Annotated in this window: 10 protein-coding genes; 5 read left to right on the plus strand and 5 right to left on the minus strand. The window is 61.8% G+C overall.

Annotation, left to right across the window (positions count from 1 at the left end):
- Positions 1-16: 16 nt before the first annotated feature.
- The 3 genes from PLL20_10850 to PLL20_10860 form a co-directional block, all read right to left on the minus strand.
- Positions 17-1,957 (minus strand): TonB-dependent receptor, encoded by a 1,941-nt coding sequence (locus tag PLL20_10850; protein ID HPD30484.1) that lies wholly within the window; start codon positions 1,955-1,957, stop codon positions 17-19.
- A gap of 204 nt (positions 1,958-2,161) precedes the next feature.
- Positions 2,162-3,193, minus strand: coding sequence for an ABC transporter substrate binding protein (locus tag PLL20_10855; GenBank protein HPD30485.1), 1,032 nt, complete (start codon positions 3,191-3,193; stop codon positions 2,162-2,164).
- A gap of 546 nt (positions 3,194-3,739) precedes the next feature.
- Complete coding sequence (locus PLL20_10860; GenBank protein ID HPD30486.1) at positions 3,740-5,458, minus strand: N-acyl homoserine lactonase family protein; 1,719 nt, start codon at positions 5,456-5,458, stop codon at positions 3,740-3,742.
- 747 nt (positions 5,459-6,205) lie between these two features.
- On the opposite strand from PLL20_10860, the gene PLL20_10865 reads away from it, so the two are divergent.
- From PLL20_10865 to PLL20_10880, 4 genes are all read left to right on the plus strand, one after another.
- Entirely contained in the window at positions 6,206-6,964 is a 759-nt protein-coding gene (locus tag PLL20_10865) for a PEP-CTERM sorting domain-containing protein (GenBank protein ID HPD30487.1), read from the plus strand.
- A gap of 436 nt (positions 6,965-7,400) precedes the next feature.
- Positions 7,401-8,681 (plus strand): Gfo/Idh/MocA family oxidoreductase, encoded by a 1,281-nt coding sequence (locus PLL20_10870; GenBank protein HPD30488.1) that lies wholly within the window; start codon positions 7,401-7,403, stop codon positions 8,679-8,681.
- Positions 8,682-8,700: 19 nt separating this feature from the next.
- Positions 8,701-10,677 carry a HEAT repeat domain-containing protein gene (locus PLL20_10875; protein ID HPD30489.1) on the plus strand — a complete coding sequence of 659 codons (1,977 nt, stop codon included), beginning with the start codon at positions 8,701-8,703 and terminating at the stop codon, positions 10,675-10,677.
- A 236-nt stretch (positions 10,678-10,913) separates the two neighbouring features.
- Entirely contained in the window at positions 10,914-11,534 is a 621-nt protein-coding gene (locus PLL20_10880; protein HPD30490.1) for a DUF4382 domain-containing protein, read from the plus strand.
- Positions 11,535-11,681: 147 nt separating this feature from the next.
- Here PLL20_10880 and PLL20_10885 read toward each other — a convergent pair whose 3' ends face one another.
- Positions 11,682-12,596 (minus strand): sulfite exporter TauE/SafE family protein, encoded by a 915-nt coding sequence (locus tag PLL20_10885; GenBank protein HPD30491.1) that lies wholly within the window; start codon positions 12,594-12,596, stop codon positions 11,682-11,684.
- A gap of 319 nt (positions 12,597-12,915) precedes the next feature.
- On the opposite strand from PLL20_10885, the gene PLL20_10890 reads away from it, so the two are divergent.
- Positions 12,916-14,469: a sigma 54-interacting transcriptional regulator gene (locus PLL20_10890; protein HPD30492.1), complete on the plus strand. Its 1,554-nt coding sequence runs from the start codon at positions 12,916-12,918 to the stop codon at positions 14,467-14,469.
- 72 nt (positions 14,470-14,541) lie between these two features.
- On the opposite strand, the gene PLL20_10895 is transcribed toward PLL20_10890, so the two are convergent.
- Entirely contained in the window at positions 14,542-16,284 is a 1,743-nt protein-coding gene (locus tag PLL20_10895) for an SBBP repeat-containing protein (protein HPD30493.1), read from the minus strand.
- Positions 16,285-17,315 lie beyond the last annotated feature (1,031 nt).

Consider the following 17,315-nt stretch of genomic DNA (forward strand, 5'->3'; position numbering starts at 1 on the left):
AGGCCGCACGCCGGGACTATTTGAGACTCAGCCGAAATTCGGCGTAGACCATCCGCGGCACTTCCGCATTGTTGAGAAAGGTCGTCCCGCCCTCGGGATGGTCCGGGTCCAGAAGATTGCGAACACCCACCGCCACGGCGGCCTGTTTCTTCCAGAACTCGTACTCGGCCCTCAGGTCGAGCCGCAAGTAAGGCGGAATCTGCATCGGCAGAAGAGCCATGGTCCCGTTGGGTGCTTTCACCGTATCGACATAATGCAGATAAGCCGATAGATGCAGGTCTTTCACCGGATCGTACTGTGCACCGATCATGAACTTGTGTTCGGGCGGGGTGATGAAATCCTTGTCGGTGTACGGCACGTGCCCGAACCAATCCATCCATTGATAGGTATAGTGGGCCAGCAAAGTCAACTGTTTCGTCGCCGCGTATTTCGCCTCGAATTCGAACCCGTACATCGCCGCGGAGGCCCGGTTGTCGTACTTCGCCTGAAGCAGGCCCGGCGGGCCGAATTCCATGGTCGTGGCGGTGATCACGTCGTCCATGTCGTGCCAGAACAGGTTGAAATTCGTGGTGAGTCGGTCCGAAAGGAACTTCTTCCGGTATCCTAACTCATACGCAATCACCGTCTGGGGGTCCGTCTCGGGGTCGGCGGTCTGGTGTATCAGGCCGCTGTACAGCACGAAATCGGCAAAGCGGCCTCCCACCGGCGGCATCTGGAACGCCCGAGACACCGCTCCGTAGGCCAGAGAGCCGTCGGAAAACTTGTGGGACAGGGCGATCCGCCCGCTCGGCTGAAAGCCCCCATAAAACTCGTAATCGATCCGGGCGCCCAGCTCCAGAGCCCATCGCGGAGCAAACCTCCACTCGTCCTGCACGTAAAGACCGATCGTCGCGCTGCTGACGTAGTCCCGGGTCATCAAGTGAGGATCCGAGTTGGTGCCGTCAATCAGGTCGGTCCGGCTGTCCAGACCCCACGTCAGCGTGTGATTGTCGCCCAGCTTGAAGTTGTGATTGAACTCCAGAGCAATCTGCTGGTAGCGATAGTCGATCGTCTTGGCGCCGGGCTCGAAATGGTAGTCGTTGACGTAAGCATTGATGCCGAATTGGTTGTCACGAGCGACCCGATGATCCCACTTGCCCAGCAGGAAGGCGGTCTGCGACCTGGGACTGAGTTTGTCCGGAGGGAAGAAGCTCGGAGAAGTCGGGTTGCCCCCGCCGGCTACGCTGTTACCGCCCGACAGAGTGAAAACATCCTTCGGCGTGGCGTCATAGACCATGTGGACGCCGGTCCGTCCGCCCAGAAAATCATCATCGAGTTGTTGCAGGATCGAACCGCCCTTGCGGAAGCCGTCGCTGCTCTCGTATTCGCCTGACACCCGCAGTTTGAGCTTCTCATCGGCATAGCCGTATCCCAGGTGCTCCTTGTGGGCCCCTCGTGATCCCCCACTGACGGTACTGGTCAGACCCACCTGATCGGCAGGGTCCTTGGTCACGATATTGATGACGCCGTTCAGCGCGTTGGCACCCCACGTGACGCCCGCCGGACCCCGGAGCACTTCGATCCGCTCGATATCTTCAAGCTGGATCGGCCAGAAATACCAGAACGTCGCTCCCAGGATGGGATCAAACATCTGGCGGCCGTCCATCAACACCAGAACCTGATCGGCCGTCAGTCCGTGGGCGCCTCTTGTCGACACGCCGGAGTAACCCCAGCTCAGGTCCGCAACGTCCACTCCGGGCAACAATCGCAGCGCGTCGGGGACCGAACGCGCCCCCGATCGACGGATGTCGTCGGCCGTCACCACGCTGACGGCGTAAGGCAAGTCCATGATCCGCTTCGGGCTTCTGGTTGCGGTCTGTACCACGTCTACTTCGGGTATGTCCAGATTGAACACCTCCATGTCGTTCAAGCCGTCCTGCGGCAGGCTGAACCGATCGAGCGCTTCGGCCTGCCCCACGGGATCCTCGGCCGGTGCACTGGCCGGCCGCGATTGACCCAGAACTGGGACGTTCGCAAGAAAAGTCAAAGCGATCGCCCATGCCGCCGGCCACGGCCGGGGACGAAACCGCCTTCTCCAGACGTCCCTCGCCCTCGGCTCCACCGTTTGCACGGCTCGAGGCATCATGTCGATCAATCTCGTTGTACGCCGCAGTATCCTCACCTAGTCGTTCCTTCCGTACTGTTCAGGAATCTTGGCCAATATGTCGTCGGCCAGCGAAATACCGATCATCTCTGTGCTTCGATGGTTGATCGAGCAAATGACCTTGGCCGGATACACCACCCCGATCGATGCCGGTTTGGTGCCGCCCGCGATCTTGTCGGCCAGATCGACCGTCTGGCGCCCGATAGACTCGTCATCGGCCTGCCAGCCGGCAAACGCTCCCGCCTTGACGATCTTGCTTGAGAAAGCCCAAACCGGCTTGCGAGCACGAATGCCCCAGAGAAGAAGGCGCTGCGCGGTGGCCGTGTTATACACGTCGGCATCCGGCACCATGATGACGCCGTCGCAACGATTGCTGTCCAGAAGACGCGCGGCTTTCAGAAAATCGTTCTTGCTCGTTTCGATCGGCGTAATGGTCATTCCGCGATCTTGCCCCGCTTTGCGCAGCGCCTCGACCGTGCGACGCGTTCGGCTGCTGAACGGGACGCCGATGTTCTTGACACCCTCGTCCATTTGCGTCACCCACGCGATCTGCTCAACCGGCGAAATATCCGTGGTGACCCCCGCCACGCGGGCCCTGTGTCGGCTGTCCTCCGCCAGAAAAGATGCGTCCAGAGCGTTGGGCACCATGCAAAACACGACCGCCGCATCGGGAACCGATTCCAGCGCCAGAATCGTGGCCTCCGTCCCGACCGCGATCACCACCGCCGGCCGAGTCTGAACAAGGCGGCTCCGGACGTCCTGGAGAGAAACACCCGAAGACGCCGGTCGCGACGCCGGCGCGGGCGAAGCTGAAGCCTTGTCCGAATCGACGGAGTCTTCCGGCTGAGGTTGCTCAGGGGGTGCGGGCAACTCCACCATGACGTAAGACCACTTCTTCTGTTTCGCGGCGGTTTCGATGCTGTCGATTGTCTTGCGATAAATCGCTTGTGGGGCAGCAAGAATCGTGATTCTGGCTGACTCGGCGCCGTGCGTCGCCTGCGAGTTGTGACCTGCCACCAGGGCAAGCAGGAAAAGAATGACCGTCGTCATTCGCCTGCCTGGCGACCGCACCCCGGCACTCGACACTGGCATCCTCATAGGTTGAACGTACGTGAGCAGCGCGGCCCGCTCACCAAGGCCGTCTTGGTCTTGCCCGTCGCAACCAGTGCCCATTCTGCGCGCACGTTTCGGGATCACAGCGCGTTTGGGTTGCCGCCCGCAAAAAGGCGGTCCGACCTGGATGAAGGTCGCGGCGACCTGGAGCCTATCACCGGAGTCCGTGTGGGACCGCCTTCCAGCCGGTCGACGTTCGGGGTTTCCGGATAGGTCTTTAATCGCACCGTCTGTACGCCGCCGTGACAGACACCGATCACGTGGAGAATCGCCTGTCCACGAGGGTGGACCATACTAATGGCTTTTATCGGTCATCGGGCGCGCTATCTGGCGATTTTGATTGGGCCCACGCCCGCTCAGCGCGGAGAACAAGTCAGGGCGGATTCTCGTCAGCCCGGCTTCCTATTGACTGGCAATGGCTGGTATGCCTCGCACCGATGTCCTGTGCGGTCCGTGCATGGCTTGACAGTATTGATAAGCCCGTCATTTCGCGGCTTGCCGCGTCGCCACGCTGCCCGGTTCGGCGCCGATGACGCCGCCCGGCCATCGAACAAGCGTCAGCGGGTCATGGGCAGGCAACACAATGTCGGCCAGTGTCCGGATCTTGGCCATGGCTTCCTGGCAGACTCGCGGATCGGGACTCCGGGCCGGGCGGTCTCGTTCGATGTTCTCGTACAGGTAGACAACATCGCCCGTGAGCATCACTGGCCCGACGTGCGTCTGAACCAGCACTCCCTGGCTGCCGGGCGTGTGGCAACCCAGCGGGACCGTTCGGATGCCCGGAAGGATCTCCTGGTCCTCCGCCAGAATGAGCTTTTCAGGATGCGAGCGGATCGCAGCGAAAACTTCGGGATTCAAGTGACCGCGGTCCTCGGGGTTGTCGGCGTCACCGCGAGTCTGTTCATACTCTCGCCGGTTCACCACCAACCGGGCGTTGGGGAAAGCAGGGTAATAGTCGTAATGATCCGCGTGCAGGTGTGTCACGATGACGTGACTGACGTCAGATGGATCGATGCCGACCCGCTTCAGAGCAATGAGCGTGTCTTCCTCCGGCAATTGCCTGACGCCGCCGGGAATGTACTTGGCCGTGGCCCTGTTGAAATCGCCGACATGCTTGGGATTCGGGCCAGTCTCAACAAGAATCGGGTGCGGGCCGCCGAGAACGGCCCAAACGTACAGGTTATACATGCGCGTGTCCTGGCCCTCGCTGTCTTGGAAGCTGATATACTCGCGGACCTCACATTGGCCGACCTTGATGGCCCGGATGGTATATCGCGGCAAACCCGGCGCGACCGGAGGCCAGCGACGAGGGGTCGTCGGGTCATGGCTGGGTAGGACGATGTCCGCTCTTTCGCGGATCTTCTTCATGCCGGCCCTGCACTGATCCAGGTCCATCCGCACGCCGACAGGAATGTCCTTCTCGATGTTGGCAAGCAGCGACACCGTATCGCCGGTGAGCACCGTACGCCCGTGCGCGGTGTTGACCTGATAGGCCGTCGAGCCCAGCGTATGTCCGCCGACAAAGAACGACTCAATGCCCGGCAAGACCTCCTCGTCCTCGACGAGCACCAGACGCTTGTTCCACTCGGGGTTGTCCCGAAGCATGAACATGATGCGGCCGTGGCCCCAACTGCCCTTGCAGTCATTGGCCGTGGCCAGTTGCCATTCTTGCTTTCCGATGTAGATCCTGGCGTTGGTGAAAGCATCCAGCCCGTCCACGTGGTCGAAGTGCAGGTGAGTGATGAACACGTGGCCGATCTCCGCGGGCTTCAGGCCGAATCGGGCAAGTTGCGCGGCCACGGTTTCCGTCGGGTCCTGAGTGATCGGCTTCTTCAACACCGCGGCCGCTCCTCGGTTCATCTCCGCGACATCGCTCAGCCCCGCGTCGACGAGCATCGGCTTGTCGCCCCCGAGAATCAGCCAGACATAGAGAACGTATTCATAACTCTGCGCCGGATCGCCCCCCTCAAACGCGTCATTACCGGCGATCTCGCATCGACCGTTGCGAAGCGGGTAGATGCGATACTTGGGGATATCTTTACCGAATCTCGTACCGATGGCCGCCGGCTTGGACGCCCGGGACTGCTCGGCGCAAACCCAACATGGCAGGACGACAACAGCAACCGCAGCCGCGACGAGCACCACGCCCCACCGGCACCGCCCGGCTTGCCTTCTGTTCCAGTACGCCATAATTCTGACCATAGCGCGAGCGCCTCTGCCGCCGCTCACCAGGAAACACGACGCCCAACAGTGCCGCTGCGATCAGACAATATAGTCTCTTCCGTCGCGACTGGTGCGCATTTTGCGCGCATGTTTCTGGATCGCGGTACCCTTGGGTTGCGGCCCACAAAAAGGCGGTCCGCCTTAGGCGATACCGGCCTGCTTGGCGATTCGGCTGCTATCCGGGTACCGCCGCCACCCTGCGCGTGGCACCCTCTGGACCGGCAATCGGCCCACGAAACGCCCTCGCCCAGGATGAACGTGGCCCTTGCTCTCCAGCCCCACGCCCAACCCGCCTCCAAACCGTAATCTGATGGCACGAACAGATCAAAATCAAGTGATCTGGTTTTTCATTTATGGTTGATGGTCATTACCCTAATCAACATATTATTGCCTCAGATGATCCTAATGCGCCAATACTTTACCGAAGCTGAAAGCCGCATGCCGTTCGACCAGCGCGAGGACGAATTCTCGGCAGTTTCTGTCTTGCCGCGCTATGGGGCACCCGTTATGATACAGGCTGTCACTTAGAACCTTACAGCCAGACATCTGTGCGCCTTGCGCGCATGTTTCTGGATCGCAGAGCGCTTGGGTTGCGGCCCGCAAAAAGGCGGTCCGCCTTAACACTCCAAGGAGGCGAAAGGCTGTAGAGGGCAAACGACCAAGCCAATTCGTCCGAGGGTTTCAAGTATCGGCGGTCTTTAGTCTTTCAAAGAGGAGGAGTCGAAGATGAAGAACTTTCTAACTATTGCTGGTGGATTGTTGGCCGTCCTGGCGTTCGGGATGCCGGCCACGGCCGCAGTCGTCTGGTCCGACGGTGTGAACTTGCCTTACAGCAGTGCGACCGTCGACATCGAGGGCGAGTTCGATAACGAGGCCGCTTGGGCGGGTGGCGACTTCAAGGTTCTCAATGGTACCGCCTCACAGGTGCCCGCTGGCTGGAAGTTCGCCCAACAGAGCTGGAACAACTGGGGGAACTGGGCTGTCAGTTCTTCCACGAATCTCACCGAGGGCAATGCCGCCCTGAAGATGACGCCCGGCGGTGGAGATTGGAATGACATCTTCGCCGGCACCTTCATCACCGGCCTGACAGTGGGCCAAGCTTACACCCTGACGTTCGATTTCCAGGCTGATGTCGGGTTCGACAAAGGAAATCCCGGACTGAAAACGGGAGACGACCACCAGCCCAGTGCTTCCTTCAATGTCATGAACGTCCCCGATAATCCGATCGGTTGGGGAGCCACCGAAGATTACCCCGGCCACCTGACCGGCTCGACATGGATCGGTCTGGGGAACTGGGACGGCAATTACCATCAGCAGTCACGCGACTTCGTGGCAACGGCTGATAGCATGGCCTTCGTGATCAAGATCCGGAGCATGAATTCTCCGGGTTCGGTCCGGATCGATAACCTGGTCGTCACGCCCGAACCGGCGGCGATGATCTTGCTGGCCCTCGGCGGCCTGGCATGCCTGTATCGCCGACGGTAAGGTTGCCCGACCGGGCTGACGGAATTCAACAGCACCTGAGAGCCATACGACGGTGGTCGTGTGGCTCTTCTTTTTAACGACTGTGGTCAAAAACCTTCGGATGCTCATCCGATGCCACCCTCGCCCAAACCATTTCGGACTTGTCCCGGACCGGTGAGCTCCCCGAGGCAGTGAGACGATTCGGGCAGGGACGCCATTGGCGGCATGCCTCCGGTCTTTTCTACCGCCCGAGCCTGCACGGGCGGAGAACCCGCCCGTTCCAGCCACAACATACCCCTGCCGGCCGCGCCGCAGACCCGACTTGAAGCCCCCTGTTGAGACACGGTCGGCCATTTCCACGTCCCCCTGCCGGTGGTAAGCTGTCATCCTCAAAGTCGCGCCGGATCACCGGTCGATCCGGGCATCGATCGAGATTCTCAAAGGGAAAGGGTTGGTTATGACTCAACGAGCAAGGGTGAGTCGGCGGACGCTGCTGAAAAGGGCGGCCGGGGCACTGGCAGTGCCCTATTTCGTGCCCGCTTGGGCATTGGGACGCGGAGGATGGCTGCCTCCCAGCGAACGCATCACCGTCGGCTTCATCGGGATCGGAAACATGGGCGGGGGGCACTTTGACGGCTTCCTGGAAGACAAGCAGCTCCAAGTCCTGGCCGCCTGCGACGTCCGTCGCGACGTGCGGGAAAGGCGAAAAGAACAGGCCGACAAGAAGTACGCGGCCGATCGCCAGGCCGGCGACTACAAAGGCTGCGCGGCTTACAACAATTTCGAAGACCTGCTCGCCCGTGACGACATCGACGCCGTCCTGATCGCCGTTCCCGATCATTGGCACGCGATCATCGCCTGCGCGGCCGCCCGGGCAGGAAAGGACATCTACTGCGAGAAGCCGCTGACCTTGACCATCAAGGAGGCATGGGACCTCGTGGATACCGTTCGGCGCTATGGCCGCGTATTCCAGACGGGCAGCCAGCAGCGCAGCGACCGCGAATTCCGTCTGGCCTGCGAACTGGTCCGCAGCGGCCGGATCGGCAAACTGCAGACGGTCACCGTCAACATCGGCGAGCCTTCACAAGAAGCCTATCTGCCCGAGCAACCTGTGCCCGAGGGCTTCGATTGGGATCGCTGGTTGGGACCGGCCCCCTGGCAACCATACAACGCCGAACGATGCAGCGGCAACTACGGCGGCGGGTGGCGAAAGATCCGAGACTACTCCGGCGGCATGACCACCGACTGGGGCGCTCACCACTATGACATCGCCCAATGGGGCATGGGCATGGACGGCAGCGGGCCCGTCGAGATCATTCCGCCCAACGGCAAAGACGTCGAACACATGACCTTCAAGTATGCCAACGGCGTGATCATGCAGCGGGCCCAGGCCAACGGAGTGCTCTTCAGCGGGACGGAAGGCGACATCGAGGTGAACCGAGGTTACTTCCAGGCCGAGCCCAAATCGATCGCCGAAGAACCTCTCGGCCCGAACGATGTTCACCTCTACAAGAGCCCGGGCCATCGGCAGGACTGGATCAACTGCATCCGCTCGCGCAAGCGGCCCATTTGCGATGTGGCCATCGGGGCCAGCTCGGTGACCGTGTGCCACCTGTCCAACATCGCTTACTGGCTGGGGCGCCCAATCAAATGGGACCCGGAAAAACGGGAAATCATCGGTGACAGCGAGGCAAGCCGCTGGATGGACCGCCCCAAACGGGCTCCATGGCGTCTGTAACAACTGAGGAGAACATCACATGATGAGAAAATGCACGCTTCTTGGGCTGCTGACTCTGGCGGCAACGGCCTGTCTCTTGAACACCACGGCGGCTGCGCCTGCATCCGATCTGGAGAAGCAGTACATTGACAAGATTACCGAGTGGATACCCGGCATGAGCGATCCGGACATCCCAAAACGCAAGGATCCCCAACAGGCCCTCGAAAAGCTCTGCCACGAGGCCGGGGCTCCCGGCAAAGCAGCCGAGCGCGAAGCCCTCTGCAGAGCAATGATGACCAAGGTGGGCCCCGATGTGCCCAAGCCGGCCCGCATCTGGATCCTGCGCAAGGTTGAGCCCCTGGGCCGCGACGAGGTCGTGGCCAGGCTGACAGAGCTGCTGCGCGATGAGGACGCCGACATCCGCGAAACCGCCCGGCGCGCGCTCGTAAACAATCCCTCGCCGCAAGCCGGAGCATCGCTTCGGGCCGAGTTGGCCCGAGCCGACACGTCCAAGTGGCAGATCGCCATGATCAACGGCCTCGCATTTCGCAGGGACGGTCAGGCGGTGGACGCAATCGCCAAGTTGACGAGCAGCCCGGATGACGCCGTGGCGACCGCCGCCGTGTGCGCCCTGGGCGACATTCGGACGCCCGAGGCAATCAAGGCCGTCACCGCACTGCTGGAAAAGCCTCGCCCCACATTACACGCCTCGATAGCCGAAGCGGCCATGAAATGCGGCGAAGAGTTGATCGCCAAGGGCTCGGCCGACCAGGCAGCGGCAATTTACGAGCGGCTCTATGACAAGAGCCGGCCGGAGAGTATTCGCATCGCCGGCTTCCAGGGCATTGCCGCCGCACGCGGGACCAAGGCCCTCCCCATGCTGTTCGACGTCCTTAACGGCGATGACGCCCGCATGAGGATGGTCGCCGCTCGCAGCATCCAGGAAATCCCCGGCGACGAGGTGACCCGGAAGCTGCTGGCCGCTCTCGGAAACGCACAACCCGAAACGGCGGAACTGATCATCGACGTTCTCGGCCAGCGCGGCCCCGAAGCCCGTCAGGCAGTGGCCCGGCTGGCACGCGAAGCCAAGGAACCCGCGGTCAAGGATGCGGCGGTTCTGGCGCTGGCCCAGCTCGGCGACGCCTCGGCGATGGATGCCCTGCTGCTCATCGCCAAGTCGAGCGAGAACGCAACGCACCGCTCGGTCGCCCTTCGCGGTTACGTGCGGCTGGCACGCGAACAGGGCGGCCCCGAGGAGCGCCTCCAGACCCTGACTACGGCAATGAGTCTCGCCAATAACGCCGATGACAAGAAACTCATCGTGTCGGCAATCGGCGATATCCCCAGCGTCAAGGCACTCGACGAATTGATGTCGCTGGTCGACGGCGATCTGCACGCTGAAGCGTTTGCGGCGGCGGTGTCGGTGTCAAAGCGCATTGCCGGACGCAACCATGCAGCGGCTCTCGACGCTGTCGACAAGCTCTCCAGACTCACAAAAACCGACTCGGAAAAGAACGCCATTGACGCCCTGCGGGACGCGCTGACGAGCTACTGCACGTCCTGGATGGTCAGCGGCCCCTACAAGCAGAAGGGCAAGGAAGGCCTGGAAACCTTTGACGTCGTCTTTCCGCCCGAGGAACCGCAGGGCAATGTTAAGGAATGGAAGCCGCTCAATGTCACCAACCCCGACCATCCCGGGCACTTCGATCTCGGCAAGGGCAACAATTGCTGCGCCTACGTGCGGACGACGGTCATCTCCGAAAGCGAGCGAGAGGTGCAGATGGCCTTCGGCAGCGACGATGCGATCAAGGTCTGGCTCAACGGACAGTTGATCCATGCCAACAAGGTCAACCGCCCCTGCGCTTGCGACCAGGACAAAGTGAAGGCGACGCTGAAAAAGGGCGAAAACACATTGCTTATCAAGGTTGTTCAGGGCGGCGGTGACTGGGCCTTCTGCTGTGCCATCCGCGACCCGGACGGCAAACCGCTGACCGGGATCAGCTATAAGGCGGAATGATCCCCCAAAGCACAACCTGAGAATGCCAACAGGGCCCCGGGCAGCGATCCTGCTCGGGGCTCATGGTTTTCCGGCGGGCCGGCTACCCGGTGAGTCCGAAAACATGACGTTTGCAGGCGCAGTCACAAAAGGACTCCCGATAACAACCGATTGACAACCCCCGCCCATTGAAACAGATGCGGTCGGCTGATCGAATTGCCCGCCCTTGCCCCGCCACATTTACTATATTTAACGTGATGCACACATTCGCAAAGCGTATCGGTATCGGCGCGTGTTCGTCGGTCTGCGTGTTGGCGATCACCCTCGGTCTTCTTCTTGGCGGTTCTTCTGTGGGACGCGGCTTCGCCCCTCGGCCCCACAGGGAAACGGGCACACTTCGGGTGCTTGTCAAAAACAGTCCATGCCTTGCGGAGCGGGTTGGGACAACCAGGCTGACGGTCTCGCGCATCGAGGTCCGACATGCGGACAATCACGATGCCTGGGTCGTCATCCGCGACGGCGAGCAAGTCATCGATCTGCTGCAAACAAACGAAGGACGGCCCTGCGTACTCGCCAGCGCCGACCTGGCCCCAGGGCGGTACAGCCAGGTGCGGCTCATCTGCCCCGAGGAAAGCATTGCCGTCAAAGATGGTCACACGCCTGATTGGAAAAAGGCCCGCTCCCGGAACACGCCCTACGGCACACAAACGGCCATACACCTGAATTGCGATTTTGCGGTCTCCGCTGACGATCAAACCGCCATCCTGATCGACACAGGCTTGGAGGATGCGCTTCGGATGATCGCCCAGGACCGCCGAACCGATGTCGAGCAAGTGGCCGGCTTTCGCACGGCACCGCCCGCGTCACCAACGGACTGATCCACCCCCCACGGCTCACAAAACGGAAAAACGCAGCGACCGGCCTCACCCGGGCTGACCGCTCCGTCGTTTCCTCACACTTCCAGATAGGCCCGCCGTTCTATGACGCCAGTGCGCCGTGATGTGCCTCAAAACCCCCGGCCCCACTCATGCTTTCCCGCCGGTCAGCATGACAATCGCCAGAACAATGGTCATCACACCGACGCTGGCCCGCATAGCCTTCTCCGGCAACCAGCGAACCGTCATCGTGGCCAACGGAACCGACATCACCGCTCCGACGGCCAGAGGCAAAGCCAGACCCCAATTCAGGTCCTTCCCCAGCCACAGCGAGGCGATGATCGCCACCAGGCAGACGAAGCTTTCAGCCAGAGAGCTGATCGCCACGGCATGCTTTGGAGACAGCCCCGAGACGACCTGCCCCGCCGTTACCAACGGGCCGTACCCGCCTCCGCTGAGACCCTTGTTGAACGCCGCAATGGCCCCCACAGTGATAATATGGCTCTTGCGGTAACGAAGCTGCCGCCGAACCGTGGCCAGCGTGAAAACGCCCGTCGCCAGGATCACCGTGGCGATCGCCAACCTCAGCCCTGGAACAGAAAGCTTGTTGGCTAGTCGGACCGCGATCACCGCTCCCACAACACTCAGAACAGAAAGCAGGATGGCCGTTCCGCGAGCATTCTTGTCCCGCAAAAAGTCCACATTGCCGTCCCGATGGTGCATGAGCGTGGCCGTCACGCCGGTAATCAGTTCGCTGATCAGAACGCAGGGCACAACTGCATGCGGGTCAAAACCGAACATCAGCAGCATCGGGCTCAGCGTCGTCCCATAACCCATGCCGAGGGCCGAATCGATATACTCGCAAATGAATGCCGCCAGAAACACGGCCAGCAGCGTCGCCGGACGGTACTGGCTTGTCGCCTGCGGCAGCAGATGCCATTCGGGGTACAAGGTATGTACCGCAAGGAAACCCAAGACGCCTGCCATGCCGAGCCCGAGAAGCCAAAAACGCCGAGGCACCCCCGCCGCTTGGATTGATTTGCCGACTAGCGCATTGTCCGCCATGCGTCGTGTCTCCCATCTCACACACCCGGCAGGCGGTCAGCTGTCCCTATCCCAACTCACCGGTGTGGCCGCCGACAGGTGGCTAATTCTCCCAAAAACGACCCCTCTGTACGTTCCACGGCTTGCAGCTTCCCCCCCCAGACAATGAGAATATAGGCAAACCTTGTGCCAGGTCCCAAAAACGCATTATCAGTACTGTGCGGGGCCTTTGCCAAAACAGCTAAGCGCTTCTCTTGAAAAGTCCGTTAAATATCATAGAATAGGTGTCTTATTTGCCAGTGATCCGTCATATTTAACGGTATTGCTCATGAGACGATTCATGCCCGTTTTGTTGGATGTTTGGCGGGAAGCCTGCAAGCACATCGAGATTGGTGAATCAGTCTCCCGAATAGGGCCGGTCCTCACCCGCAGAGTGCCGGTCGACTTGGTTCTGGTGCGACGGCTCGACGCCCCCCGATCGGCCGTGGAAACGGTCGCGGCTGGCGTCTGCGGCACCGCAGCCGCCCCCGAACAAACACGCAACGAGTGCAGCCCCGACGAGTTCAGGCGACTGTTGGCTTGGTGCCGGGAAGGCAAGGTCCTCCGCGACGACGCCACGACGATTCGACAAATCCACCCCGCCTTGCTGCCCGCAGGGGTCGAAGGACAGGTCATGGTCGGCTCCCTGAACCGCGAAGATGAACCCGTCGGCGTGCTCGTGCTCGCAACGCAGCGCCGCTCCGGCTTGCGGCGCGAACATGAGGAATTGGCAACCGCGCTTCTGGAACCTTTTGCCGTGGCCCTCGAAAACGACCGCCAGTTGCGGGAGTTGAGCGTACTGCGCGAGGCCGTAGAGGCCGACAACCGCTCGCTCCTGGCCCGGCTCGGGCGCCAGGACATCAGCGACTCGGTGGTGGGTTCAGAGACCGGCCTGAAGGAAGTGATGGAACGCGTCAACCTCGTTGCCCATTCGGACGTCCCCGTGCTCATCCTCGGCGAGACGGGCTCGGGCAAGGAAGTCGTCGCCCGGGCCATCCACAAGGGCTCGCCGCGAAGTGCCGGACCGTTCCTGCGAGTCAACTGCGGAGCCATACCCCCCGAACTGATCGATTCCGAGCTGTTCGGTCACGAGCGAGGCAGCTTCACCGGAGCGGTGGCGACGCGCAAAGGCTGGTTCGAGCGGGCCGACGGCGGCACGCTGTTCCTCGACGAGGTCGGCGAACTCCCGCTGGCCGCCCAGGTCCGCTTGCTTCGCATTCTTCAGGACGGCTCATTCGAACGGGTCGGGGGACAGCGGCCGCTCCACGTGGACGTCCGCCTGGTGGCCGCCACCAACCGCGATCTCCATGCCATGGTCGCCGAGGGCACTTTCCGCGAAGACCTCTGGTACCGCATCGCCGTCTTCGTGGTTCGCATCCCGCCGCTGCGGGAGCGAATCGAGGATATCCCCATGCTGGCCGGCCACTTTGCCCTCCGCGCCGCCAAGCGACTCGGCACGCCGCCGCTGGTCCCTACCCCCGAGGATAACGATTTGCTCGTCTCATACGATTGGCCGGGGAACGTACGCGAATTGTCGGCGGTCATCGAGCGGGCGGCCATTCTCGGAATGGGACGACGCCTCGAAGTCGCTGCGGCACTTGGCGTCAACACGCGAATTGCCCCCCGCCAGGCAAACCACACCCGATTGCTCCCGACCGTTCAGGCCCACGACAATGACGCGGTGATCACTCTCGACGCAGCCATGGCCCAACACATCAAACGGGCCTTACAGCGAACCCACGGCCGCATCGAAGGCCCCTACGGCGCCGCAAAACTGCTGGGAATCAACCCCTACACTCTTCGCGCACGCATGAGAAAACTGGGCATCGACTGGGCGAGCTTCCGGACCACGTGAACGCGGGCCGTTCCGCGGGGCCGCCATCTTGCCCGTCAACAATGGTGCGGAACCGGCATCCTGCCGTCCATGTCAATCCGCACAGTTGGGATCGAACAGCTTGTCTGCCCCGCTGTAGCAGCGTTGGAACATGCCAAAATCCAATTGATCCACGTCGCCGTCTTCGTCAAGGTCACTGCCGTCGCACCCCGAACCCCAGGGTACCGACGAACCCGACAGGCAGGCAGTGAAAATGTTGAAGTCTGATCGATCCACGTCGCAGTCTTGGTCGAGGTCCGCCGGAAGAGGCAGGTTGACCGTAACAACAACGGTCGCGCACGTGCTGCTCGTCAGGCCTGTAACCGAGTCCTTGGTTCTTGCGTAATACTCGGTGGTAACGCTCGGGCTGACCATCGGTGAAGCACCCCCGGTCACCTCCGTACCCCCGCAACTGACGGTGAACCACTCGACGGTGTCGCCGCCGCTGCCCGGAGTCGCGGAAAGCTGGGATGAGGTGCAGCCCCTGTAGATCGTCGCGGGGGTCGCCACGGCGTCGGTCGGCTCGGCCGGGAGCACGCTCGCGGCAGGACTGAATCTCATGACAAACGCGTCCTGAAGCCCCTGGTTCGCGTTGCCATCAAGGTTCCCCGTCGTCGTGCCGCCGAGAAAGACGTCCCCGTTGCCGGCGACCGCGACGCCATCGGCCCAATCCTCGCCGGCGGTGCCAAGCTCGGCCGTCCACAGACGCGTTCCCGCGGCATCATACTTGCTCAGAAAAACGTCCAGCCCGCCCTGATGCACGTTTCCATCAAGCGGCCCGCCCGTTTCTCCGGCCACATAGACGTTGCCGGCAAGGTCCGTCGCCACGCCCCAACCCTGATCGTGCCCCGCCGTGCCCGTCTGTCTTCCCCACAACAGATTCCCCGACGCATCATACTTGGCCAGGAAGTAATCGCGGTTGCCCTCCGGCGAAGCATAAAGCGGCCCCGCCGAGTAGCCGGAAACGTAGACGTTGCCGGCCGCGTCACAGGCCACTGAATAACCCGTATCCTTGTTGGCCGTGCCCCACACCCGCAACCACTGCCTCTGCCCGCTGCTGTTGTACTTCACCAGGAAATTGTCGCCGTTGCCCAGATAAGGATTGCCTTCAATGCTCCCGCTGCACCACCCCGTGACGAAGACGTTGCCGGAGGCATCGCACGTGATCCCGAAACTCTCATCGACTTCCGTCGAGCCGAACAGCGCGGACCACAACCGGTTGCCGGACGGGTCATACTTGCTGATGAAAACGTCTGCCGACCCCACCCGCGCGATTCCGTGAAAATTGCCCCTCACGTAGCCGGTGACATACACGTTGCCCGACGAATCCGTGGCCACGGCACGACCCTCGTCGTCCGGGCCGGTCCCATCCTGCCTGGTCCACAGCCAGTTGCCGGTCGGTCCGAATTTCATCAGGAAAATGTCCCACTCCCCCAGGCTCTTGTTCCCGTCGAGGCCGCTGCCGGTGTACCCCGTCACGTAGACGTTGCCGGTGGCATCCGTCGCGACCCCGTAAGCGAATTCCCGTTCGGCGGTTCCTCGCTGGGCCAGCCACACGCGATTGCCCGACGGGTCATACTTCGCCGCGAACAGGTCGTAGCGCCCCGCGTTCGAGCCCGCCAGCGAACCCTGGGTCGCCCCTGCGATGATGCAGTTGCCCGCGGGGTCCACGGCCACCGCGTATCCCAGGTCATAATTCGTGCTCCCCACCAGACGGGTCCAGACCTTCACGTCGGCCTCCGCGTAGGCATAACTCGCTCCGATCATTGCGAAACTCAAAACGACTGATCTGCTCACCGTACCCGCACTCCTCGTTTTCATGAAATCCAACAAGCCACGGTCAACGCCGGCCGCCCGCCATCACCCGCCGCAGGGTCTACGCCCGCGCACCATCTTCCCAGTCCTGCTCCGATCCGTGATATCCGTGCAATCCGTGGTCAGATGACCCAACGACTATGCGTAATCCAGGTGGAATCTGCGATCTCGACCCATGTTCTACACTCTGCAATTCGAGATCTGCAATCCATCAGCGTACTCCTCGCACAGGAACACGCACAAAGTCACGAAGCCTTCAAGGTTGTGCTAATCGGCTCGATCCGGGTAACGTGCACCGGGTCGCAATAGACCCCTGCGCTGCGGAACCTCCTCACCTTCAGCCGGCGCGACGACGACCAGGATCCGCGTCACCAGCATCATCTCCGGATGCCTGACTTCCTAGGTGCGCCCCCATCCGAGACATGTATTCGCAGCCCTGGGAACGGCCGCGGCCTCTCAACCTCCAGTATCTCCTTGTCTACCACGCCAAGCCTCCCCAAACTCCAGGCTTGCCTTCAACGGCCGCCCCGCCGCTCTGCTGTCGCCGAGACGCTGCTACCTCACAAGACCGCAAACCGTCCCGCTGCCGATCCGGAGCGCCCCGACACGCTGTTTATCCTAGCATTTGGGTGCCGTTCGGGCAACACCGTACGATGCGAGAGCGCCGCCAACTTCGGTCAGCGTCCAAGCCGTCGTCAGCATCGGATCGACAAGTCGCTCGTTGAGAGAAACAACCTTGGCGTGATCAGCGTCGGTCTCGCTCAACAGTGCCAGTCAATAATAAGCAGGTAGGGCAGGCCAACCGGGTGCCATGCCCACGGCTCTGCGTGGGCATGCGCCTCCAACCGAACCGCTCGGCCCGGAATCCTTTCCGGGCCACGTTCTCGCTCGCTCGGCCCGGAATCCCTTCCGGGCCACACTCTCGCTCGCTCGGCCCGGAATCCTTTCCGGGCCACACTCTCGCTCGCTCGGCCCGGAATCCCTTCCGGGCCACATTCTCGCTCGCTCGGCCC

This window comes from Phycisphaerae bacterium (genome assembly GCA_035384605.1).
Lineage (GTDB): Bacteria > Planctomycetota > Phycisphaerae > UBA1845 > PWPN01 > JAUCQB01.

What these genes read in the sequence shown, in the direction of transcription:
- PLL20_10865 (HPD30487.1), top strand. Translation starts at nt 6,206, where the DNA reads ATGAAGAACTTTCTAACTATTGCTGGTGGATTGTTGGCCGTCCTGGCG.
- PLL20_10890 (HPD30492.1), top strand. Translation starts at nt 12,916, where the DNA reads ATGCCCGTTTTGTTGGATGTTTGGCGGGAAGCCTGCAAGCACATCGAG.
- PLL20_10860 (HPD30486.1), bottom strand. Translation starts at nt 5,458, where the DNA reads ATGGTCAGAATTATGGCGTACTGGAACAGAAGGCAAGCCGGGCGGTGC.
- PLL20_10885 (HPD30491.1), bottom strand. Translation starts at nt 12,596, where the DNA reads ATGGCGGACAATGCGCTAGTCGGCAAATCAATCCAAGCGGCGGGGGTG.
- PLL20_10880 (HPD30490.1), top strand. Translation starts at nt 10,914, where the DNA reads ATGCACACATTCGCAAAGCGTATCGGTATCGGCGCGTGTTCGTCGGTC.
- PLL20_10870 (HPD30488.1), top strand. Translation starts at nt 7,401, where the DNA reads ATGACTCAACGAGCAAGGGTGAGTCGGCGGACGCTGCTGAAAAGGGCG.
- PLL20_10855 (HPD30485.1), bottom strand. Translation starts at nt 3,193, where the DNA reads ATGACGACGGTCATTCTTTTCCTGCTTGCCCTGGTGGCAGGTCACAAC.
- PLL20_10875 (HPD30489.1), top strand. Translation starts at nt 8,701, where the DNA reads ATGATGAGAAAATGCACGCTTCTTGGGCTGCTGACTCTGGCGGCAACG.